This is a genomic window from Burkholderia semiarida (assembly GCF_029268935.1).
In the GTDB taxonomy this organism is placed as follows: Bacteria; Pseudomonadota; Gammaproteobacteria; order Burkholderiales; family Burkholderiaceae; genus Burkholderia; species Burkholderia semiarida.
Window position 1 is genome coordinate 351,008 of sequence record NZ_JAHLCL010000001.1, and the last position, 21,272, is coordinate 372,279.

Consider the following 21,272-nt stretch of genomic DNA (forward strand, 5'->3'; position numbering starts at 1 on the left):
CATCTCACCGATCGCGTCGATGCGATCGTGTGTTGATGATCGGTGTGTGCGAGTGCGGCGTGCAACTCACCGGTCGGATCGACTTCGATTTTCAACGACAAACTGTGCAAGCAGTGCGCGTTGCGATGCGTCGTTGCTCACCGCTCGATTTGACTGCCGACGCATCGACGGAGTCCGCACAAGTGCGCAACCGTATCGCGTGTCGCTCACCGCAGCCGGATTCACGCGACGCCGCCCGGCGCGAGCGCCGGGCATGACCGTCAACCCGCGACCCGCGCGGCGATTGCCTCGCCCACTTCCTGCGTGCCCGCCTTGCCGCCGAGATCGCGCGTATGCGGCCCCGTGCGCAGCACGTCCTCGATCGCGGCGACGATCGCATCGTGCGCGTCGCGTTCGCGGCCCGTGCCGTTGCCGAGGAAGTCGAGCATCATCGCCGCCGACCAGATCATCGCGACCGGATTCGCGATGTATTGCCCCGCGATGTCGGGCGCCGAGCCGTGCACCGGCTCGAACAGCGACGGGAACGTGCGGTCCGGGTTCAGGTTCGCCGACGGCGCGATGCCGATCGTGCCCGTACAGGCCGGCCCGAGATCCGACAGGATGTCGCCGAACAGGTTCGACGCGACGACGACGTCGAAGCGGTCCGGCTGCAGCACGAAGCGCGCGCACAGGATGTCGATGTGCTGCTTGTCGACCGCGATCTCCGGATAGCGTTCGGCCATCTCGGCCGCGCGCGCATCCCACCACGGCATGCTGATCGCGATGCCGTTGCTTTTCGTCGCGACGGTGACGCGCTTCGCGCGCCGCTGCGCGAGCTCGAACGCGAATTTCAGCACGCGCTCGGTGCCGTGCCGCGTGAAGATCGACTGCTGCATCACGACTTCGCGCTCGGTGCCTTCGAACATCGTGCCGCCAACCGACGAATATTCGCCCTCGGTGTTCTCGCGCACGATCATGAAATCGATGTCGCCCGCGCGGCGGCCGGCGAGCGGCGACGGCACGCCGTCGAACAGGCGCGCGGGCCGCAGGTTGATGTACTGGTCGAATTCGCGGCGGAACTTCAGCAGCGAGCCCCACAGCGAAATGTGATCGGGCACGGTCGCGGGCCAGCCGACCGCGCCGAACAGGATCGCGTCGACGCCCGACAGTTGAGCCTTCCAGTCGTCCGGCATCATCGTGCCGTGCTGCGCGTAGTAGTCGCAGCTCGCCCAGTCGATCTCGACGAAGTCGAAGCGGATGCCGAAGCGCGCGGTCACGGCGTCGAGCACGCGCCGGCCCTCGGGCATTACTTCGCGGCCGATGCCATCGCCGGGGATCACGGCGATCCTGTAAGTCCTGTCGGTCATGCAAATCTCCTTGGCTGTTCGGCCGGCTACCGGGAAGGCAGCGGCCCGTCACGTCATTCTATTTGTTTCAATCTGGATTAAAATCACGCAAAAGTTAATCGACTTTCCACGAATCGTGAATAAATCGCCGAACCTCGACGACCTGCGCGTGTTCAGCCTGGTTGTCCGACTGATGAGCTTCAGCGCGGCCGCCGAGCAGCTCGCGGTGTCGCCCGCGTATGTCAGCAAGCGCATCGCGATGCTCGAGGCGCAGCTCGGCACGCGTCTGCTGCACCGCTCGACGCGTCGCATGACGGTGACCGAGGCCGGCGAGCGCGTGTTCGCGCGTGCGGAAAAAATTCTCGACGACGTCGATCATCTCGTCGAGGACGTGTCGACCACGCGCACGGTGCCGCGCGGCACGCTGCGCATGTCGAGCAGCTTCGGCTTCGGCCGGCACGTCGTCGCGCCGGCGCTGCTCGACTTCAGCGCGCGCTATCCGCAACTGAACGTGCGGCTCGATCTGTTCGACCGGCTCGTCGATGTGGCCGGCGAAGGCTACGACCTCGACGTGCGCATCGGCGACGACATCGCCGATCATCTGATCGCGCGCCGACTCGCCGCGAATTACCGCGTGCTGTGCGCGTCGCCCGACTATCTCGCGCGCCGCGGGATGCCGCGCTCGCTCGCGGATCTCGCGTCGCACGACTGTCTCGCGATCAAGGAGCGCGACCATCCGTTCGGCGTATGGCGGCTGAACGTGCGCGGCGAGACGGCCACGGTGAAGGTCGGCGGTGCGCTGTCGACGAACCATGGCGAGGTGGCCGTGCAGTGGGCGCTGGCCGGGCGCGGCATCGTGCTGCGCTCGATCTGGGAAGCCGGGCCGCTGATCGAACGCGGCGCGTTGTGCCGCGTGCTGCCGGACGCGATCCAGCCCGCGAACATCTGGGCCGTGTATCCGGAACGCGTCGCGGCATCGGCGAAGGTGCGCGTGTGCGTGGATTTTCTGGTGGAGACGCTCGCCGGCCTGAATGCGGCCGCGGGTGACGATGCGGCCTGAAACCGGCTAAAGGTGAGCTTTTGCAGGAGACGTGCGCAGGCACCGTCGACGATGCCCGCGGGAGCGTCACGCCGCGTGTCGCGCACCGAGCATCAAGTCGAGATTCTGCACGGCGGCACCGGATGCCCCTTTGCCGAGATTGTCGAACACGGCGGACAGCAGCACCTGGCCACGATCTTCGTTGACGAACACGCCGAGCCGCAGGTCGTTGGTGCCGTTCAGCGCTTGCGGGTCGAGATGCGTTGCCGCGCGTGCGTCCGCGAGCGGCATCACGTCGACGTGATGCGCATCCGCGTAGTGATGCGCGAGACACGCATGCAGGCGCTCGCCCGTCACGCCGGCCGGAAGCAGGCGCAGCTCGATCGGGATGGTGAGCACGATGCCTTGCCGATAGGCACCGTAGGCCGGCACGAAGAACGGGCGGTGCGCGAGCCCCGCATGCTGACGGATCTCGGGCACGTGCTTGTGCTCGAGCGCGAGGCCGTAGACCTGCAGCGGCAACGCGTTGGCGGCGGCGTCGCCCGATTCGAATGCGTCGACGGCGGCCCTCCCGCCGCCCGAGTAACCGGACACCGCGTGGATGCTCACCGGGTAGTCGCGCGGCAGCAGGCCTGCCTGCAACAGCGGGCGAAGCAGGCCGATCGCGCCGGTCGGGTAACAGCCGGGATTGGTCACGCGCTTCGCATGAGCGATGTGCCGTGCATGTCCGTCGGCCATCTCGGGAAAGCCGTAGACCCAGTCGGGCTGCGTGCGATGGGCCGAACTCGCATCGATCACGCGTACCGCCGGGTTGCGGATGAAGCCGACCGCTTCGCGCGCGGCCGCGTCGGGCAGGCACAGGATCGCGATATCGCACGCGTTGAGCGCGTCGGCACGCCGCGCCGCGTCCTTGCGTTCGGCGGCGGGAAGCGTGAGCAGTTGCACGTCGGTGCGGTCGCGCAGCCGCGCGTGGATCTGCAACCCGGTCGTGCCCTGGTCGCCGTCGATGAAGACAATGGGGAGGCTCATGATGGTCGTGTGCGTCGCGTTCGATCGTCGGGGGAAGCCGTATCGTCCACCGAACGCCTAGAATAGGAAAAGTTGAATTTACTGACCGTCCGATTCAGCTTTCCTGAACGAGAGGTGTGTGATGCGCGAGATCAGTCTGGACCGTCTGCGTACGCTGGTCGCGATCGCGGACCACGGATCGTTCGTGGCGGCGGCGCAATGGCTTCATCTCGCGCCGCCGACCGTCAGCCTGCATATCGCCGAACTGGAAAGCCGCGTCGGCGCGCCGCTGCTGTCGCGCACGCGCGGCAACGTGCGCCCGTCGGCGATCGGCGAAGTGCTGGTGGAGCGGGCGCGGCGTCTGCTGGCGGAAGTCGAAGCCACGCTGGACGACGTGCAGCGACAGGTGCAGGGGTTGACGGGGCGTGTCCGCCTCGGCGCATCGACCGGTGCGATCGCGCATCTGTTGCCGCAGGCGGTGGCCGGATTGCGCGCGCGGCATCCGGATATCGACGTGCAGATCGCGGTGCTCACGTCGCAGGACACGCTGGCGCGCATTGCACAAGGCACGCTCGATGTCGGGCTGGTCGCGCTGCCGCAGGCGCCGGTCGCGGGGCTGTCGATCCGCCCATGGCGTCGAGACCCGGTGATGGCTTTCCTGCCTGCGGACTGGCCGCTTCCGGCCCGGGTGACGCCGGCGTATCTGGCCGCGCGGCCGCTGATTCTCAACGATGCGACGACGCGCCTGTCGCGGCTCACGGCCGAATGGTTCGCGCTCGCCGGCCACCGGCCCGAGCCGCGGATCGAACTCAACTACAACGATGCGATCAAGAGCCTGGTCGCCGCAGGGTACGGCGCGACGCTGCTGCCGCACGAAGCCGGGGCCCCGCTGCCGGATGCGCGCATCGTCATGCGGCCGCTACGGCCGGCGTTGTGGCGCGAGTTGGGCATTGCGCATCGGGCGGGCTCGGTCGAACGGGCGACGCAGCACGTGCTCGATGCGCTGTGGGCGCTCGGTGCGCGATAGCGGGCCGTCGTGCGGCTGGCCCGTGCCGGCCGCGCGGCCCGCACGCGTTCAGAGCCGGTTGTCTTTCGCCAGCGTGAGCACGCGCGCCCAGCGCCGCGCATCGCGCTTGTCCATCATCGGCAGCCTCCATTCGCCGTGCACGGCGTCGCGCACGCGCACGACGAGATGCCAGCGGCCGTCGATCGGCGCGGCCTCGCAACCGTCGAGTTGCGACAGCGTATAGCGGCCGTCCGCGCCGTCACGCGACAGCCACAGCAGCCCTTGCGTCGCGGACACGCGCAACTCGCCCCACGCGCGATGCACGACGTGCGTCCAGCCTTCTTCCTTCGTGTTCGGCGCGATGTCGCGGCGGCGCTTGAGCCACCACGCGATCAGCGCGATCAGGAGCGCGGCGGCCAGCACGGCGGCCGCGATCGCGACCGGCTGGCCGAACTGCGCGGCGATGACGTGAAACAGATGAACGGCGCCCCAGCCCAGGGCGATGAGCGCGAATAGCGCAATGAAAATCGGCATGTCGAATCGGAAAGGAGGACGGGCCGGCGCACGCGGCGCACCGGCCCGTTGTACACGGCATTACCGGCGGCGGTGAATGTCGTGCGTGACGAAGCCCGCGTCGTTGACGGGCAGCGCGAGGCCGTCCTTCACCGCGAGCGTCTTGCGGATGTCGTCGAGACCCGCGGACCAGTGGTCGCGCATCGTCGACAGACCGAACTGATAGTCCTTGTAGTGATGCTCGTACGCCTTCTGCTGATAGATCAGGTGCTGGATGTTGTACTTCTTCCCGCTCGACATCGCTTCGGCCTCGACGCACCACGGGTCGTTCTTGCGCTGCGCTTCCGGCACCTGTTCGAGCACGTGGCGCAGCACGTTGCGGTAGCGCTGTTCGCGCTGCAGCGTGTCGGTGACGAAACGCGTGCGGCTCGAATACTGCACGTCCTTCGTGCGCTCGGCGACGTCGGCCATCGTGCGCGGCAGCGGCCCGCGCGCGCTCCACAGATCGACCTGGAACGCGAGCGTGTCGCGGCGCGGATGCGCGCGGAGCACTTCCATCAGCGGCGTGTTCGACACGACACCGCCGTCCCAGTAATACTCGCCGTCGATCTCGACGGGCGGGAACGCGGGCGGCAACGCACCGGACGCCATGAAATGCTCGGGCGCGAGACGGATGCGCGAGTTGTCGAAGTACACGAAGTTGCCGGTGCCGACGTTGACCGCGCCGACCGACACGCGCGTCTCGCCCGAGTTGATCCGGTCGAAATCGCACAGTTTCAGCAGCGTCGTGCGCAGCGCCGACGTGTCGTACCAGCTGATTTTTTCAGGATGGTCGGACACGCCCGGCAGCGGCGGCGGAAAGCGCGGCACGAAGAAGCCCTGCTGGCCCTGCATCATCGCGCTGGCGGCCTGCGACGCGGTGAAGAACGTCCGGATCTGATCGATGCTGTTGAACAGCGCGAATTCGAACGCGGCCGGAATCGTCGGAAAGAACGCCGGCTGGCAGATCGTTTCCCAGAATTCACGCAGACGCTCGACGCGGTGCTCGGGCGCATTGCCGGCGATCAGCGCGGTGTTGAGCGCGCCGATCGAGATGCCCGCGATCCAGTCGAGCGGGATGCCCGCCTCGTGCAGTCCTTCGAATACGCCGGCCTGATACGCGCCCAGCGCGCCGCCGCCCTGCAGGACGAGCGCGATCGTTTCGTACGGCAGCGACCGCGCGGCGGCCGGCGCGCCGGCTTCGTGGTGCAGGTCCGCCGCATCCACGGCCTGCTTTTCGGTGCGGGCGTGCGGCTTCATTGCATGAACCAGCCGTGGCTGACGATGAACGACTGGCCCGTGAGCGCGGCGCTCGGGAACGCCGACAGGAACAGCACCGTCTGCGCGACGTCCTGCACCGTCGTGAACACGCCGTCGACCGTGTTGCCGAGCATCACCTTCTTGATCACGTCCTCTTCGCTGATGCCGAGCTCCTTCGCCTGCTCCGGAATCTGCTTGTCGACCAGCGGCGTGCGCACGAAGCCCGGACACACGACGTGCGAGCGCACGTTGTGCTTCGCGCCTTCCTTCGCCAGCACGCGCGCGAGACCCAGCAGCCCGTGCTTGGCCGTCACGTACGCCGACTTCAGCGGCGACGCTTCGTGCGAATGCACCGAGCCCATGTAGATCACGACGCCGCCGCGATCGTCCTTGTACATGTGCTTGAGCGCGGCCTTCGTCGTCAGGAATGCGCCGTCCACGTGGATCGCCTGCATCTTCTTCCAGTCGGCGAACGAGTAGTTCTCGATCGGGTTGACGATCTGGATGCCCGCGTTCGACACGAGGATGTCCACCGAGCCGAACGTCGCGGCGACCTTGTCGATGCCGCTATTCACCGCTTCCTCGTTGGTCACGTCCATCGCGACGCCGATCGCCTTGCCGCCTGCCTTGACGATCTCGTCGGCGACCGCGTTCGCGCCGTCCTGGTTCAGGTCGGCGATCGCGACGGCCGCGCCCGCCTTGGCGAGCTCGAGCGCGATTTCCTTGCCGATGCCGCTCGCGGCGCCCGTGACGACTGCGGTCTTGCCATTCAGGTTGCTCATGTTCGAATTCCCGTGGTGAAAGGATTGACAGGGAGAAGGGACTGCGGACGCGTTACTGGCCCAGGTAATCGTAGACGACTTCGCCGAGGCCCAGCGTCAAATCCGCGACGATGTGGCGGGCCTCGACGATCTCGAGCACGGGCAGATCGGCCACCGGCGCGAGCGCGTGCGGCGCCAGCTCGAGCGATGCGGGACCCGTCCATGCGCCCTTCATCTTGATGTCCTGCATGTAATAGCGCACCAGTTCGCACACGCGCGCGGTGCCGTCGACGTGCGGAATGATCTTCAGCAGGAAATTGGGGCCGGCGAGCCGCTTTGCCTGCTCGTCGATGTCGAGTTCCTTGTGCTTGTAGCCCATCGTGCCGGTCGCGACGCGCACCTTGCCGTAATCGAGTGTGCCGAGGAGGTGATCGGTGTTCACGTGCAGCGTGGGCGACGCGAGCTTCTTCGGGAAGCCCCACAGCTCGCGGCCGCCGGCGATCGGCGGGTGATCGTCGAGATACATCGCCAACGTATAGCCGCCCCGCTGGCCGTTGTACTCGACCGGAATCACCTGGCCGCTCTCGGTGTAATCGCCGAAACCGGTGGAATCGGCCATGCGGATGAATTCGTACTGCACGAGCGGCTCGGTGACCTGCAGCGGCTCGGGGACGATTTCACGGAGGCGGTCCGGATCGGTGCGGTACGTGATGATCAGGAACTCACGATCGACGAAACGGTACGGGCCCATCGGGAACGCAGGGCTGGTCAACGGCATCGCAAACGCTTTCGATCGGACATCGCTGGGTTTCATGCGGACTCCTTGTTGTTGATCGCTTCGTGGATGAGTGGTCGTAATCGTATGCCTGTGCGTTGCCGTTGTGCGATGCCGCATCTGGAATTAATTGTTGCCGATTTCGAATAATTTGCGGCGTCAATATTGAGATGAACGATGCAAACGGCCGGGACGGCACGCTGGTTGGGGCGATGGTCGCACGCGCCGATGACGCCATGACGTGAAAAGGTGAGCCTTTACGGGAATCGCGGTGAGCTTTTACGGGAGACGGTGGCGCCAGAATATGACAATTGTGTGAACTTGTGTTGCAGTGCAGGCTCTAAGTGCGTTCGCCGCGCGGGCCTTGTCCGGGCGGCGGCCGCATCAGGTACCGCTCGAGCGGCCACGCCCTGGCATCGTTCGTATCCGACCGGGCAACCGGCCGATCTTTTTACGCCCCACGCAACCCGATTCATGCAGAACGTCAATCTCGCCCTCTTTTCCGCCATCAACGTCGGGAGTGCACCGCACCCGGGCATTGCCCGCCTCGCGATCTTCGCCGCCGACTGGCTCGTTTATGCGCTGCCCGCGATGCTGCTGCTGACCTGGATCTTCGGCGCGCGCCCCGCGCGGCGTCAGGCGATCGAGGCCGGGGTCGGCGTTTGCGTGGCGCTTGCGCTCGCGCAGGTACTCGGGCATGGCTGGTTCTCGCCGCGCCCGTTCATGGCGGGCGTCGGCACGCAACTGATTCCGCACGCGCCGGACAGCTCGTTCCCGAGCGATCACATGACGTTCGCGTGGAGCATGGCGGTTGGCCTGCTGCTCGGCGGCACGACGCGGGTGACCGGCTTCGTGATGGCCGCGATGGCCGTGGCGATCGCATGGGGGCGCGTCTATGCGGGCGTGCACTGGCCGCTCGACATGGCGGGCGGCGTGCTGGTCGGCACGGCCGGCGCACTGGCCGCGCACCTGTACGGGCAACGTGTGACCGCGCTGCTCGAACGGCTCGGCGATTCGGTGCATGCCGTCGTGATGGGGCGCCGGCAGGCGCCGTAAGCGGAAGGAAACGCCCGGGCTGCCGTCAGCCGGGCGAGTCGGACGTGCGGGCCGATTCGGCCGACGCGGACGGGCCGCCGCCGCCGTCGCGCAGTTCGGGCGTATCGGCCGGATGCCGGGCGGCATCGCGGTCGAGGGCGCTTTCCTTCAGGATCGCGCACATCGCGACGAACAACGCAAGGACTACCGCGGCGAGGCCGCAATAACCGGCGATCTTCAGGTGGCGAAGGAAAGGCGAAGCGTGGCTTTCTTTTGTCATGACCGGGCGCTCCTGGGCGGGCTGCGGCGGCTGTCGCCCGACAGCGGCGCGCAGACACAGATATATACCAGCCGCGATGCCGGTGCCAAGCCCACCGCTGCGCCGGCGCAACGATTGTTTCGGCCGCCGGCGAACCCGGTGTCTCCGGTCAGTCTTCCAGCGTTTCGTGCACGGCCGCCGCGCCGCGCTTCCAGTAGGCCGCCGCGCGGATGCGCGACTTGTCGATGCCGCGCTCGCCGGTCAGGTGCTGGCGCACCGCGCGCATCGACAACGCTTCGCCGGCCGCCCACACGTAGCCGTCGCCGGACGACGGCAGCGGCAGGCCCCGGACGGCATTGAGCAGCACGTCGCCGTTCGCCGCGGCGGTTTCGGCGCGGAAGCGCCAGATTTCGTGCACGTCGGCGCGCGTGTCGAACGAGATCTGCGCGGTGCGATCGGCCACTTCCAGCACGACCGCCGCGCGCGCGCCGGCCGGCAATTCCTCGAGACGCCGCGCGACGGCGGGCAACGCCGTATCGTCGCCGATCAGCAGATGCCAGTCGAAATCGGTCGGGACCACGAACGAACCGCGCGGGCCGCCGATGCCGAGCCATTGGCCGACGCGTGCCTGCGCGGCCCACTGCGATGCCGGGCCCGGATGGTTCAGCACGAATTCCAGATCGAGCTCGCAGGCGGCGCGGTCGAAACGGCGCGGCGTGAAGTCGCGCGCGACCGGCTTCGGTTCGCCTTCCGGAAACTCGGGGCCGTTCGCGCCGAGCGTCGGCAGCGCGGGCCGCTCCGCGCCGGGCGGCGGGAAAAATACCTTCACGTGATCGTCGAACGACGCGGATTCGAAGTCCGCGAGATCGGGGCCGCCGAGCGTGACACGCAGCAGGTGCGGCGTCACGGCATGCACGCGCAGCACCTGCAGCAGGCGGAACTTGAGGGTGTGGCGCACGCGGGTGACGGTGCGTTCGGACGTGTTCTGCATCAATCCGTTCTCCTTGGGTGGTGACGGGGCGGCGCGGCTCATGCGCCGGCGCCGCCTTCGATTTCGGCCGTCGCGCGGCGCAGGATGGCGGCGATGCGGCGCTGTTCGTCGGTATTGGCGGCGCTCTTGTGCAGCAGCGCGCGCTTGAGCGCGAGACGCGCCTCGACGAATTCCGGCAGCCAGCCGGCTTGCGATTCCTCCTGCGCTTCGTTGCCCGCCGATTCCCCGGCGAACGCGCGGCGCATGAATTCCATCTTGCGGGCAAGGTGCGTGAGACGCGCGAACAGCGTATCGACGCGTTCACGCTGGGTATCGAGGTGCGCGCGGCCCGCGTCGGTCAGCGCATAGCGCTTGCGGTTGCCTTCCGCCTGCGACGCGACGAAGCCGACTTCTTCGAGGTACGTGAGCGCCGGATACACCATGCCGGGGCTTGGGCTGTAGAAGCCGTTCGAACGCGTGTCGAGCGCCTTGATCAGCTCGTAGCCGTGGCTCGGTTGCTCGGCGAGCAGCGCGAGCAGCAGCAGTTGGAGATCGTCGGAGCTGAACTGGCGGCCGCGCGGCATGCCGTCGTCGCCGAAATCGCCGAAGCCGCGCCCGCCGCGGCCACCGAACGGACCGCTGCCGAATGCATCGGGGCCGCCGCGACGGTGGCGGCCGATCGCGTACCAGAGACCGGCGAACCCGTCGGGGCGGGCATACGTACCATGACTGTAGCAGCGGGCATGGCCGCGGAAGGGGTTGTGCCGCATGATCGTGTCCTATGTGTCGCAAAACATATCTAAAGATATATATCGAAAGATAGGGCGTCAAGGGGATTATTGGGGGCGGGATGGTGGCGTTGGGCGGGAGTGGAGGGCTTGTGGTTGACGTTTGCAGAAAAGGTCGCCTTGCCCGCAGTTGACAGGATCTTCTGCCGAAAACATGTCCAGAGTCTCGAGACGGAGATTGTTGCCGTAGCTTTGAGAACCCGGATCCGGGGATGGATTTTTCTCGGAGATGCTGTCCGGACCATCATCGAGGAGGGCGGCATGAGATTGGCGTTTTCAAAGTGCCGCCAATGAATGTTCGACGGCCGCAAGTAATTCGGATCGCGTACTAATGCGGGGCAGGTGCGTGCCTGATAACGGCGCTATTTCGGATCAGCACATTGCTCAACGGAGCGTAATGGTACTGCGCCAGTCTGTCGTCCAGAGAGTCCGGATCGGTGTCACGCTATGTACCGGCGGGTAGGCGGGCGATTCCGTCCAATACGGCGAGCCGCACGCTTCGATCGCGCTGCGCCCGCGGTGCGACTATTAACACCATCGTATAAGGTCCAAACTCCCACGAGGTGATATTGCCGCGGCCGACTGTTCTCTAGACTTCCGGTTAATCCTTCTACCGCAACGATTTCCGGAGAACAGCATGGACCGTACTCTGCATGCGATGTCAGTGTTTAGTCACGTCGCCCGACTGGGCAGTTTCACAGCAGCGGCTGAGATGCTCGGTATCAGTGCAGCGTCGGCCAGCACGCTGGTCCGTCGATTGGAGGAGCATCTCGGCGTCACGCTGCTTCAGCGGTCCACCCGTTGTGTTCGCCTCACCACGGAGGGGGAGCAGTATCAGGAGCATTGCCAGCGCATTCTCGGCGAGATCGAGCATATGCAGCAGCAACTCAGCGGGGCGGGGAAGATCGCGCGTGGGCGGCTGGCGGTGGACCTCGACCAGGAGGTCGCGCATTCGGTTTTGCCGCTCGTGCCGGCTTTCCACGCCAGTTACCCCGAGGTGGGCTTGCGCGTGGACGTCGGCGGGGATGCGGACGGCCTGATCGCCAACGGCGTGGACTGCGCCGTCGTCGTCGGACAACTCGCGGATTCGTCGCTGCGTAGCCGGCGCGTCGGGAATTTTCACGTGGTGACCGTCGCCAGTCCGGACTATCTGCGTGTTCGGGGCACGCCGGCCGACCCGGATAGCCTTCATTGCCACGATGTCATCCATTACACCCCGAGGCGCTTCGGCCCAGCCCGGGAATTCCGCTACACGGTGGACGGAGCAGAGACACGGCTCAAGCTGGCGGAGCGCATTTCCGTCAATGACGTCCGTTCGGCGGTTCGTTATGCGGTAGAGGGTGTCGGTATTGCCCAGGTCAGCGAGCGTATGGTGACGGAAGAGCTCGCAAAAGGGCGGCTCGTCACCGTGCTCGACGAGTATGGTCCGCCGCCGCTACCGATTTCTGTCCTCTATCCGGACCGCCGGCAGGTGCCGATGTCGATACGGGCGTTCATCGACTGGATTCAAGCCCAGCTTCGCGATCTGGAGACTGCCAGCTTCGACGGCACGCCCGCGATCAACGGCGGGCGCGACGCAGCGCCATACTGGATGGCGGGCAGTGGCCGACACGACTCGCGGTTCATGCCCAAGGGGCTGCAGCAACTGGCAGCGACTGCCGCAACTGCATGACACACGCGGGCAACGCACGACGGTGTTGGCCGAGATGGCACTCATACCGACGTATAGTTTGCGCGCCGATTGCCGGCGGCATAGGATGCGGTCGAGCCGCCGACCTGAAATGCTCGCGTTCTCGATATTTTTACTGAATTGAAGGTCAAGGACCGCTCGTATGCCGAACCAAGGTATTGTTTCCATCGTCGATGATGACCGGTCCATCCGCAGGGCCACGCGAAGCCTCGTTCGTTCGCTCGGCTGGGAGGTCAGGGTCTACGAGTCCGGCGAGGAGTTCCTTGACGCCGACTTGATAATGGACGTCGCGTGTATCATTTCGGACGTCCAGATGAAGGGCATCACAGGGCTGGAGATGTACGAAGCGCTTCTCGAGCGCGGACCGGCTCCGCCCGTGATCTTCATCACGGCTTTTCCATCCGAAACCACCCGCGAGCAAGCGATGAAGCTTGGCGCGATCTGCGTATTCAGCAAACCGGTGGATCCGGCGCAGATCAAGCAGCGCCTGGAGGAGATCGGCTCGGAAAGCAATCGGACCTGATCCGGAAATCCGTCTTTACCGAGTGACTCTATGAATAACGACCGCCAGGCGGGTGACGGCCACGGCGCATACGCGGATCCGGTCATCGCTCCGGCCGAACTCGCGGCGGCGCGTGCGTCCGAGCTCGGGCCCAATCTCCAGGCGCAACTCCGGAACAGTCAGCCCGCGGTATACGCGGTCGCGATTGCGTTGGGCCTCGCGGTATTCCTTGTCGACGCGTTTGCGCCCGTCGACGTCGCCGTCGCGGTTCTGTATGTCGTCGTGGTGCTGCTGGTCGCGTCGGTCGCCTCCCAAACGGTCACCGTCGGCGTGGCCTGGGCATGCGTATCCCTGACGGTCCTCGGATTTCTTCTGGCTCAGAGCGACCAGATAGCCGTCAGTTCTCTCGCGCGCTGTATCGTGAGCGTCATCGCGATCGTGACGGTCTCGGCATTGGCGTTGCGCAATCAGAGCAGCAGGGCGACGCTGCAGAACCAGGTCGACTTGCTCAATCTGACCCACGACGCGATCGTGGTGTACGGGCTCGACGGGCGTATCCGCTTCTGGAGCAAAGGCGCGGAGCGCCTATACGGATGGAGCGCGCAAGAAGCGTTCGGGAAAGCGTTCCATGAGCTGACGCGCACCGGCGCCGCGCTGCCGATTGCCGACCTGATCGAGAAGACGGTGGCGCACGGCAACTGGCAGGGAGAGCTCACGCGCATTCGCAAGAACGGCGAGCGCGTCGTGATTTCCAGCCGATGGATCGTGTCGCGAGACAAGTCGGGCCTGCCCGTCGCCATTCTTTCCACCGATAGCGACGTCACTCAGGCGAAATCGCTGGAAGCCGAATTGCGCCGCCAGAAGGAAGAGCTCGTGGCCACCGTCGACGCGATTCCCGCGATGGTCTGGAGCACGGACGAAGACGGGCGCTTGCTGTACCTCAATCGGCGCTGGACGGATTACGGTGTGCGGACCAGTGACGGCACGGATGTATGGCGCGATATCGTTCATGCCGACGACATCGAGACGTTGCGCGCCGCGTGGCGCCAGGCGATTTCCACGGGAAGCCCGTTCGAGGTGACGGCGCGCGTCCAGCTCGGCAGCGGCGAGTATCGTTGCATGATCGTCGGTGCCGCACCTTTGCGCGGCGGAGACGGCCGGATCCTGCGCTGGTACGGCGTCAACACCGACATCGAGGCGCGCCGGCAAGCCGAGCAGGCGCTCGAGCGATCGCACGCGGAGCTCGCGCATGTCACGCGGGTAACGATGCTCGGCGAGCTGGCGGCTTCGATCGCGCATGAAGTCACCCAACCGCTGGCTGCGATAGTCACGTCAGGTGAGGCAGGGCTGCGCTGGCTGGACCACGACGTGCCAGATCTCGTCGAGGTGCGGGATTCCGTCGAGCAGATGACCGACGACGCGAGACGGGCGACGGATATCATCCGGCAGATCCGTGCGATGGCCAAGCGCAGAGACAGGGACGACGCGCTCGTCGACGTGACGTCCATCGTCGAACAATCGATCGATCTCGTGCGCCGCGAGCTTCAGATTCACGGCGTCGAGGTCGCGCAAAGCTGCGAGCCGTCGCTCTGGGTCCGCGGAGATCGTGTCCAGTTGCAGCAGGTCATCATCAACCTCCTGATGAATGCCGTTCAGGCGATGAGCGACGTCGCGGACCGCAAGCGGACCCTCGTCGTGTCGACCGGGCTGGTCGATGGCGCGAACGTGCAGGTACGCGTGGAGGATTCCGGCCCCGGCATTCGTGGCGAAGACGTCAATTCGTTGTTTACGCCGTTCTTCACCACCAAGAAGGAGGGCATGGGCATGGGGCTCTCGATTTGCCGTTCGATCGTTGAGGGGCATGGCGGCCGCATCTGGGCCGAGTCGCAAGAAAACAAGGGGGCATCGATGCAGTTCGTTCTACCGCTTGAAGGAATCACGCAGTCATGAGCCACGGTCCCGATCTCATCGCAACAAACTCCGTCGTGTACGTTGTCGACGACGACGATTCCATGCGCAAGGCGCTCGGCCGGCTGTTTCGCTCGGTTGGCTTGAGTGTCGAGCTCTTTGGCTCCGCGCAGGAGTTTCTGGATTTCGACAAGCCCGATGTGCCGAGCTGTCTGATTCTCGACGTCCGGCTCAAAGGACAGAGCGGACTGGCGTTGCAGGAGCAGATCGTCGCGGGCGACGTGCAGCTGCCGATCATCTTCATTACGGCTCATGGCGATGTCGAGATGTCGGTGAAGGCGATGAAGAACGGGGCGCTGGATTTCCTGTCCAAGCCCTTTCGCGACCAGGACATGCTCGATGTCGTCCAGAATGCATTGCTGAAGGATGAGAAGCGGCGGAAGTCGGAGAGCCGTGTCGCCGACGTGCGCCGCCGCTACCAGACGCTGACGCCGCGCGAGCGCGAGGTGATGAAATACGTCGTGAGCGGCCTTCTGAACAAGCAGATTGCCGCAGAGCTCGGATTGAGCGAAATCACCGTGAAGATCCATCGCGGCCACGCAATGCGGAAGATGGGCGCGCGAACCCTGCCCGAATTCGTGCTGGGCGCGCAATCGCTGGGGCTGGATCCCACCGCGGAGTAGCAGTACCGATCTCGACGCGCGTGGGCGCCGCGCCGCGTCAGCGCAACGGAACACGCCGGTGGGGCGATCCGGCCGCATCGCCCTGTCGATCCGGAGCGAACCGGAATCGCGGCCCGGGGGCTATCTGTTGACGATGTGTTTCGGCAACGACAGCGTCAGGCAGAAGCCCAGCAACAGGCACGCGATCATGCACGAGACGGGAAGCGCGAAGCTCCCGGACGACTGTTTGAGAACGCCGACCACATAGGGGCCGAAAAAGCCGCCGATGTTGCCGATCGCGCTGATCCATGCGATGCCGCTGGCGGCGTTGCCGGGGCCGAGAACCGCCGTGGGCATTCCCCAAAACACCGGGGGAAGAGAAAGCAATCCCGCATTCGCGATGCACAGTGCCATCACGGTAAGCCACAGATTGCCGTGCCAGACGAGGGCGAGTGTCAGCCCCAACGCCGCCAGCAAGAATAGTGCGGCGGTGTGGATGCGCCGCTCTCGGCGGCGATCCGCGCTTTGTCCGGCCGTGATCATCACGATCATCGCGAACGCGTTGGGCAGCGCCGCAATCAATCCGATGAAGAGATCCCTGCCCACGCCGAGCGACTTGATCATCGTGGGCGCCCATAGCGTGTAGCCGTAAATGCCGACGACGTCGAGGAAATAGATCAGCCCGAATACCCAAAAGATCCAGCTGCCGAACATCGCGTTGTTGTTCGCCGAAGCGGCGAGAGCACGATCTTCGGCAAGCGTTCGGGTGAGGTAGGCTCTGTCGGCCTCCGTCTCGTGGCGGCTTTGGGTGACATCGTCCTCGAGATACTTCCAGCAGAGAAGCGCGGCGACGAACGCCGGCAGCGCCTCGACCATCAACATCCATTTCCAGCCGGAAAGCCCGCCGATTCCGTCGAAGTACTCCATGATGAAGCCGCTCAGCGGCGAGCCGATCAGACCGGACAGCGGCAGCGCCGCGTAGAAGGTGGACAGCACCCGCGCGCGGTGGTATCGCGGGAACGACTGGGAGATGTAATAAACGATGCCGGGCACGAGCCCGGCCTCCGCCACCCCGAGCAGATAGCGCATGACGTAGAACTGCTTGGGCGTCGCGATGAAGGTGGTCAATGCCGAAACGATCGCCCACGACAGGATGATTCGCGTGAGCCATCGCTTGGCGCCCACCCGCTGCAGGATCATGTTGCTCGGAACTTCGAACACCACGTAGCCCAGCGCGAAAGTACCCGCGCCGAATCCGAACACCGCATCGGTGAAACCCAGGTCGACCCCCATCTGGAGTTTCGCGAAGCTGACGTTGATGCGGTCGACGTATGCGGCAACATACGCAAACATGAAAATGGGCAGGATTCGCAGGGCGAGATGCCGCGAAATACGATTTTCCCGCGCTTCGTCGTTCGGGTCGTTGCTATCGACCGGACGACCGGATGCGCGCGTCGCGTTCAGATCCAAGAGGTTCCCCCGTTGCTCGGCGAGCAAGGCCGCACAAATGTGTCGACATCGACGCCAGTGATCGTCGATATCGGATGCCAGCAGCAATTCACGTATCCACTCCACGACGCACGGCCGTGCCCGCACTTCGTTCGCGTCGGTAACGAGGCGCAGGCAATGCTGGATGAGGTGGAAGAACGGCGACTTTGCCCATCGTTCACTCGAGGCGTCCGGACCGGGACGCCGGTGTTGACGAAGGCATATTTTTCTCAGGGCCCGCGATCGCGGAACTGCCCGTGCGGCACATGACGGGCTGGCGTTGCGCGATTCGAACTCGTCCGGAGATTTTACCGGATAGTGTCGATCGCAGGAGAGCGGCTGTCAGCATTTTTATCGTGGCGGCGACGACTGAATTGGAAGCGCGAAAGCCGCCGCGACGCAAAGCGCGTCGTGGCGGCACGAGCATCGGGCTGGCCCCGCGTTCGGTGGGGCCAGCCAGGCAAATGGCAAAGGCACTCGCTTATTTGATGGTGGCGAAGAGCAGATTGAGGCCTTCGGCAAGAAGCGGGTGGGCGATGATGGCGTCGCGCACGGACGTGTACGGCAGGTTGCCGATCATTGCCATTTGCACGACCGACATCACTTCGCCCGCCCCCGAGCCGACCATCGTGAAGCCCAGGATCTGTCCGGTTTCGGGCGCCACGAGTGCCTTCATGAAACCTCGCGTCGTTCCGTTGGTGCGGGCTCTCGGCACGGCCGCCATCGGCAATTTCGCGACGATGACGGGCGTGTTGCGCGCCTTGGCGTTCGCTTCGTTCAGGCCGATGCGCCCCAGTTCCGGATCGGTGAACAACGCGTACGGAATGATGCGCGCTGCCGTGCTGCCTGCCCGCCCTTCGATACCGGCCTTCAGTACGCGATAGTCGTCGAACGACGCGTGCGTGAACATCGGCGTGCCGGCGACCTCGCCGATCGCCCACGTTCGTTCCGCGGTGGTCGCGAGCGCGTCGTCGACCTTGATGAAGCCCCGCTCGTCGCGATCGACGCCTGCCAGATCCAGGCCGATGTCGTCGGTGACCGGCCGCCGGCCTGCCGCGACGAGCAGATGACTGCCGTCGATCGATGTGCCGTCGTCGAGCTTGACCGTGACGCCCGTACCCGACCGCCCGGTTACGCCGGTAATCCGGGCAGACAGATGCAGCGAGATGCCGTCGTCCTCGAGCGCGCGCTGGATTTCGACGCTGACGTCCTCGTCCTCGCGAATGGCGACCCGCGGTGCGTCGTGAATGAGTGCGACCTCGCTGCCGAGGCGCCGAAACGCCTGGGCCATCTCCAGGCCGATGTAGCCGCCGCCGATCACGATGAGCTTTTTCGGCAGCACGTCGAGGTTCAGCGCTTCAACGTGTGTGAGCGGGCTCGAGTCACGCAGGCCGGGCACGTCCGGAACCGCCGCCACGGTGCCGGTGTTGATATAGACGTTCTCGCCTTCGAACAGCTGTTCGGTGCCGTCGCCGGCCCGAACGAGGATGCGTCGCGGCGCGACGAACCGACCGGAACCGATCACGAGATCGAGGCCCGACTGTTCGAAAGCGCGGCGGTTGATATCCACCATGCCGTCGACGACTGCGCGGACGTTCGCATGCACGCGCGCCATGTCTGCAAGATGGTGCGCGTCGGCGGACGCCGCTCGCCACGCATGCATGTTGCGCGCGTTCTGAATCAACGTCTTGCTGGGGATGCACGCGACGTTGATGCATGAACCGCCGATCATGCCGCGTTCGATGATGGCGACGCGCTTGCCGCTTCGGGCGAGGTCCATCGCCAGGGATTTTCCGCCCTTGCCGCCGCCGAGGAACAGATATTCGTATTGCTTCGCGCTTTCCATAACGTTACTCCTTGATTAATCCGACAGACGAATCCGCGAGATCGACGCGCGACGTCCGCTCGGCGCGCGCACGCCGGCCTTACTCGGCCCAGATCGCAGTACGGACACCGGCGGCATACGCCGGATCGATGCGCTCGAGATGGGCGAGCACTCTGTCGACCACGTCCTGCGGGACGCCGCTGATCGCCCGCCCGATGTTGGCGAACAGTCTCTCCTTCTGGTCGGCGCTGAACAGACGGAACAGCGCGCGGGGCTGGCTGTAATAGTCGTCATCGTCACGATGGTCGTAACGGTCGATCGTGCCTGCCTGCACCGGCGGTTCGGCCGCTGCCGGATTCGCGGCGAAGTCGCCTTGACGGCTGGGTTCGTAGTTCACGGTGCTGCCGAGGTTGCCGTCGACACGCATCGCGCCATCGCGATGGAACGAGTGAAACGGGCAGCGCGGCGCGTTGACGGGAATCTGGTGATGATTGATGCCGAGCCGGTAGCGCTGCGCGTCGCCGTACGAAAACAGCCGCCCCTGAAGCAGGCGGTCCGGCGAAAACCCGATTCCGGGTACGACGTTCGCCGGCGTGAACGCGGCCTGCTCGACGTCCGCGAAATAGTTCTCGGGGTTCCGGTTCAGCTCGATCGTCCCGACGTCGATCAGCGGGTAATCGTTGTGCGGCCAGACTTTGGTGATGTCGAACGGGTTGTACGGCACCTTCGATGCGTCCGCCTCCGGCATCACCTGGATGCGGAAATGCCATCTCGGGAAGTTACCGTGTTCGATCGCCTCGTAGAGATCGCGCTGCGCGGACTCGCGATCCTGACCGACCACGCGAGCGGCTTCCGCATCCGTATAGTTTTCGATGCCTTGTGCGGACTTGAAATGGAACTTCACGTAGAAGCGTTCGTTCGCCGCGTTGACGAACGAGAACGTGTGCGAGCCGAAGCCGTGCATTTGCCGGTAATTCTTCGGGATGCCGCGATCGCTCATCAGGATCGTGACCTGATGCAGCGACTCGGGATGGCGCGACCAGAAATCCCACACCGCGACGTTGTTGCGCATGTTCGTCCGCGGATCGCGCTTTTGCGTGTGGATGAAATCCGGAAACTTGAGCGGATCCCGCACGAAGAACACGGGCGTGTTGTTGCCGACGATGTCCCAGTTCCCTTCCTCCGTGTAGAACTTGATCGAGAAACCGCGCACGTCGCGCTCCGCGTCGGCGGCGCCGCGCTCGCCCGCGACCGTCGAGAATCGCATGAAAATCGGCGTTTCCTTGCCAACCTGGTCGAAGACCTTGGCTTTCGTGTAGCGCGAGATGTCGTGCGTGACCTTCAGCGTTCCGAAGGCGCCCGATCCCTTCGCATGTACGCGACGCTCGGGAATTACCTCGCGGTCGAAATGGGCCAGCTTTTCAACGAGCCACATGTCCTGCAGTACGACCGGGCCACGCGCGCCGGCGGTCATCGAGTTCTGGTTGTCGGATACGGGGGCGCCGGCGGCGGTCGTCAGGCTCTTGTCGGACATTGTTGTCAGCCTCAAGTCGTTTGTCGTTCGGTGAGTGATCGAATTGCGGGGGGCGGAAGGCGGCGTCGCAGGGCCGCCTTCCGGAGTCCTTCTTCGCGGCGGCTCAGGCTACCGGAATGGGGTTCTCGACGAGCGCCTGATTGAACTGATCGACGAACGCATACTCGTCGGGGCCGACGTTGTTACGCAGCGGCTGCGCCATCTGGACCACGACTTCCGTCGTCGCGGTTTCGAGACGCTGGATCGTCTCGGCGATGAAGGCGTCCAGCGGCATTGCTCGCGGATCACCGCTCTTGTGGATCAGATCCGTGTCGACCCACGGCGGGGCGATTTCCAGCACGCGGACACTCGTATTGCGCAACGCAAAGCGTTGCGACATCGTGTACGAATGAATGGCCGCCTTCGTCGCGGAGTAGAGCGCCGTGGCGGCAAGCGGGACGAATGCCAGTACGGAGCTGTTGTTGATGATGAACGACTCGGGTTGCGCCTTCAGATGTTCGACGAGCGCGGCGCTGACACGCACCGGCCCGAGCAGGTTCGTGTTCACGAGCCGGACGGCTTGCGCGTCGTCCAGCGCACCGCCGGCGTCATCGAACGGCATGATGCCCGCGTTGTTGATCACGACGTTCAGCGTCGGATAGTCCGCGATCAGCTGTCGCGCGACACGCTCGATCTGCGTGGGGTCGCCGACGTCCAGCTCCACGGTGTCGATACCCGGATTGGCCCGAGCGATCTCGTCCAGCAACGCCTTGCGACGCCCCGCGACAATGACCTTGTTGCCACGCTTGTGAAGGTTTTCTGCGAAAGCGCGGCCGATACCCGACGTGCCGCCGGTGATGAAGACAGTGTTTCCGGTGAGTTTCATGATCGGAGTTCCTTTGAATG

20 protein-coding genes are annotated in these 21,272 nt (G+C 65.1%); 7 read left to right on the forward strand and 13 right to left on the reverse strand.

Features of this window, described 5'->3' with window-relative positions; genetic code table 11:
• Positions 1 to 260 precede the first annotated feature (260 nt).
• Positions 261 to 1,346 carry a tartrate dehydrogenase gene (locus KPB06_RS01605; protein WP_059581446.1) on the reverse strand — a complete coding sequence of 362 codons (1,086 nt, stop codon included), beginning with the start codon at positions 1,344 to 1,346 and terminating at the stop codon, positions 261 to 263.
• A 115-nt stretch (positions 1,347 to 1,461) separates the two neighbouring features.
• On the opposite strand from KPB06_RS01605, the gene KPB06_RS01610 reads away from it, so the two are divergent.
• Positions 1,462 to 2,385: a LysR substrate-binding domain-containing protein gene (locus KPB06_RS01610; RefSeq protein ID WP_226224077.1), complete on the forward strand. Its 924-nt coding sequence runs from the start codon at positions 1,462 to 1,464 to the stop codon at positions 2,383 to 2,385.
• Between the two features lie 66 nt (positions 2,386 to 2,451).
• Here the strand turns inward: KPB06_RS01610 and argC are convergent, their stop codons facing one another.
• Complete coding sequence (gene argC, locus KPB06_RS01615) at positions 2,452 to 3,393, reverse strand: N-acetyl-gamma-glutamyl-phosphate reductase (RefSeq protein ID WP_059644577.1); 942 nt, start codon at positions 3,391 to 3,393, stop codon at positions 2,452 to 2,454.
• 121 nt (positions 3,394 to 3,514) lie between these two features.
• Here argC and KPB06_RS01620 point away from each other — a divergent pair, with 121 nt between their 5' ends.
• Positions 3,515 to 4,399: a LysR family transcriptional regulator gene (locus KPB06_RS01620; RefSeq protein ID WP_099318107.1), complete on the forward strand. Its 885-nt coding sequence runs from the start codon at positions 3,515 to 3,517 to the stop codon at positions 4,397 to 4,399.
• A gap of 48 nt (positions 4,400 to 4,447) precedes the next feature.
• On the opposite strand, the gene KPB06_RS01625 is transcribed toward KPB06_RS01620, so the two are convergent.
• From KPB06_RS01625 to KPB06_RS01640, 4 genes are read right to left on the reverse strand one after another with little or no spacing between them, the layout of a single operon-like run.
• Positions 4,448 to 4,912, reverse strand: coding sequence for a hypothetical protein (locus KPB06_RS01625; RefSeq protein ID WP_060317653.1), 465 nt, complete (start codon positions 4,910 to 4,912; stop codon positions 4,448 to 4,450).
• Between the two features lie 60 nt (positions 4,913 to 4,972).
• Positions 4,973 to 6,190, reverse strand: a complete 1,218-nt coding sequence (locus tag KPB06_RS01630; protein WP_059644582.1) for a patatin-like phospholipase family protein — start codon at positions 6,188 to 6,190, stop codon at positions 4,973 to 4,975.
• A complete protein-coding gene (locus KPB06_RS01635; protein ID WP_089465885.1) occupies positions 6,187 to 6,972 on the reverse strand; it encodes a 3-hydroxybutyrate dehydrogenase in 786 nt (261 codons plus the stop codon). Before KPB06_RS01635 ends, KPB06_RS01630 begins: the two co-directional genes overlap by 4 nt.
• Positions 6,973 to 7,024: 52 nt before the next feature.
• Positions 7,025 to 7,765 carry an acetoacetate decarboxylase gene (locus KPB06_RS01640; protein WP_059581426.1) on the reverse strand — a complete coding sequence of 247 codons (741 nt, stop codon included), beginning with the start codon at positions 7,763 to 7,765 and terminating at the stop codon, positions 7,025 to 7,027.
• 435 nt (positions 7,766 to 8,200) lie between these two features.
• Between KPB06_RS01640 and KPB06_RS01645 the strand changes: the two genes are divergently transcribed.
• Complete coding sequence (locus KPB06_RS01645; protein ID WP_059581423.1) at positions 8,201 to 8,782, forward strand: undecaprenyl-diphosphatase; 582 nt, start codon at positions 8,201 to 8,203, stop codon at positions 8,780 to 8,782.
• Between the two features lie 25 nt (positions 8,783 to 8,807).
• Here the strand turns inward: KPB06_RS01645 and KPB06_RS01650 are convergent, their stop codons facing one another.
• From KPB06_RS01650 to KPB06_RS01660, 3 genes are all read right to left on the reverse strand, one after another.
• The gene (locus KPB06_RS01650) at positions 8,808 to 9,041 is read right to left on the reverse strand and encodes a hypothetical protein (RefSeq protein ID WP_059581420.1); all 234 of its coding nucleotides are present in this window, start codon (positions 9,039 to 9,041) and stop codon (positions 8,808 to 8,810) included.
• Between the two features lie 148 nt (positions 9,042 to 9,189).
• The gene (locus KPB06_RS01655; protein ID WP_059581418.1) at positions 9,190 to 10,011 is read right to left on the reverse strand and encodes a siderophore-interacting protein; all 822 of its coding nucleotides are present in this window, start codon (positions 10,009 to 10,011) and stop codon (positions 9,190 to 9,192) included.
• 38 nt (positions 10,012 to 10,049) lie between these two features.
• Positions 10,050 to 10,760: a PadR family transcriptional regulator gene (locus tag KPB06_RS01660; protein ID WP_099318117.1), complete on the reverse strand. Its 711-nt coding sequence runs from the start codon at positions 10,758 to 10,760 to the stop codon at positions 10,050 to 10,052.
• Positions 10,761 to 11,415: 655 nt separating this feature from the next.
• Between KPB06_RS01660 and KPB06_RS01665 the strand changes: the two genes are divergently transcribed.
• The 4 genes from KPB06_RS01665 to KPB06_RS01680 all read left to right on the forward strand — a co-directional run bounded on the left by KPB06_RS01665 (position 11,416) and on the right by KPB06_RS01680 (position 15,561).
• The gene (locus KPB06_RS01665) at positions 11,416 to 12,450 is read left to right on the forward strand and encodes a LysR family transcriptional regulator (RefSeq protein ID WP_059581413.1); all 1,035 of its coding nucleotides are present in this window, start codon (positions 11,416 to 11,418) and stop codon (positions 12,448 to 12,450) included.
• A 160-nt stretch (positions 12,451 to 12,610) separates the two neighbouring features.
• Positions 12,611 to 12,991 carry a response regulator transcription factor gene (locus tag KPB06_RS01670; protein ID WP_059581410.1) on the forward strand — a complete coding sequence of 127 codons (381 nt, stop codon included), beginning with the start codon at positions 12,611 to 12,613 and terminating at the stop codon, positions 12,989 to 12,991.
• Positions 12,992 to 13,021: 30 nt separating this feature from the next.
• Entirely contained in the window at positions 13,022 to 14,920 is a 1,899-nt protein-coding gene (locus KPB06_RS01675) for a PAS domain-containing sensor histidine kinase (RefSeq protein WP_059581408.1), read from the forward strand.
• On the forward strand, positions 14,917 to 15,561 hold the full coding sequence (locus KPB06_RS01680) for a response regulator transcription factor (RefSeq protein ID WP_059581405.1): 645 nt from the start codon (positions 14,917 to 14,919) through the stop codon (positions 15,559 to 15,561). The genes KPB06_RS01675 and KPB06_RS01680 overlap by 4 nt, the downstream gene beginning before the upstream one ends.
• Before the next feature lie 120 nt (positions 15,562 to 15,681).
• Here the strand turns inward: KPB06_RS01680 and KPB06_RS01685 are convergent, their stop codons facing one another.
• The 4 genes from KPB06_RS01685 to KPB06_RS01700 form a co-directional block, all read right to left on the reverse strand.
• Entirely contained in the window at positions 15,682 to 17,010 is a 1,329-nt protein-coding gene (locus tag KPB06_RS01685; protein ID WP_275905522.1) for an MFS transporter, read from the reverse strand.
• 499 nt (positions 17,011 to 17,509) lie between these two features.
• Positions 17,510 to 18,874: an FAD-dependent oxidoreductase gene (locus tag KPB06_RS01690; protein ID WP_275905277.1), complete on the reverse strand. Its 1,365-nt coding sequence runs from the start codon at positions 18,872 to 18,874 to the stop codon at positions 17,510 to 17,512.
• A gap of 79 nt (positions 18,875 to 18,953) precedes the next feature.
• Positions 18,954 to 20,387 carry a catalase gene (locus KPB06_RS01695; RefSeq protein WP_275905278.1) on the reverse strand — a complete coding sequence of 478 codons (1,434 nt, stop codon included), beginning with the start codon at positions 20,385 to 20,387 and terminating at the stop codon, positions 18,954 to 18,956.
• Positions 20,388 to 20,490: 103 nt separating this feature from the next.
• On the reverse strand, positions 20,491 to 21,252 hold the full coding sequence (locus KPB06_RS01700) for an SDR family oxidoreductase (protein WP_275905523.1): 762 nt from the start codon (positions 21,250 to 21,252) through the stop codon (positions 20,491 to 20,493).
• Between the last annotated feature and the right edge of the window lie 20 nt (positions 21,253 to 21,272).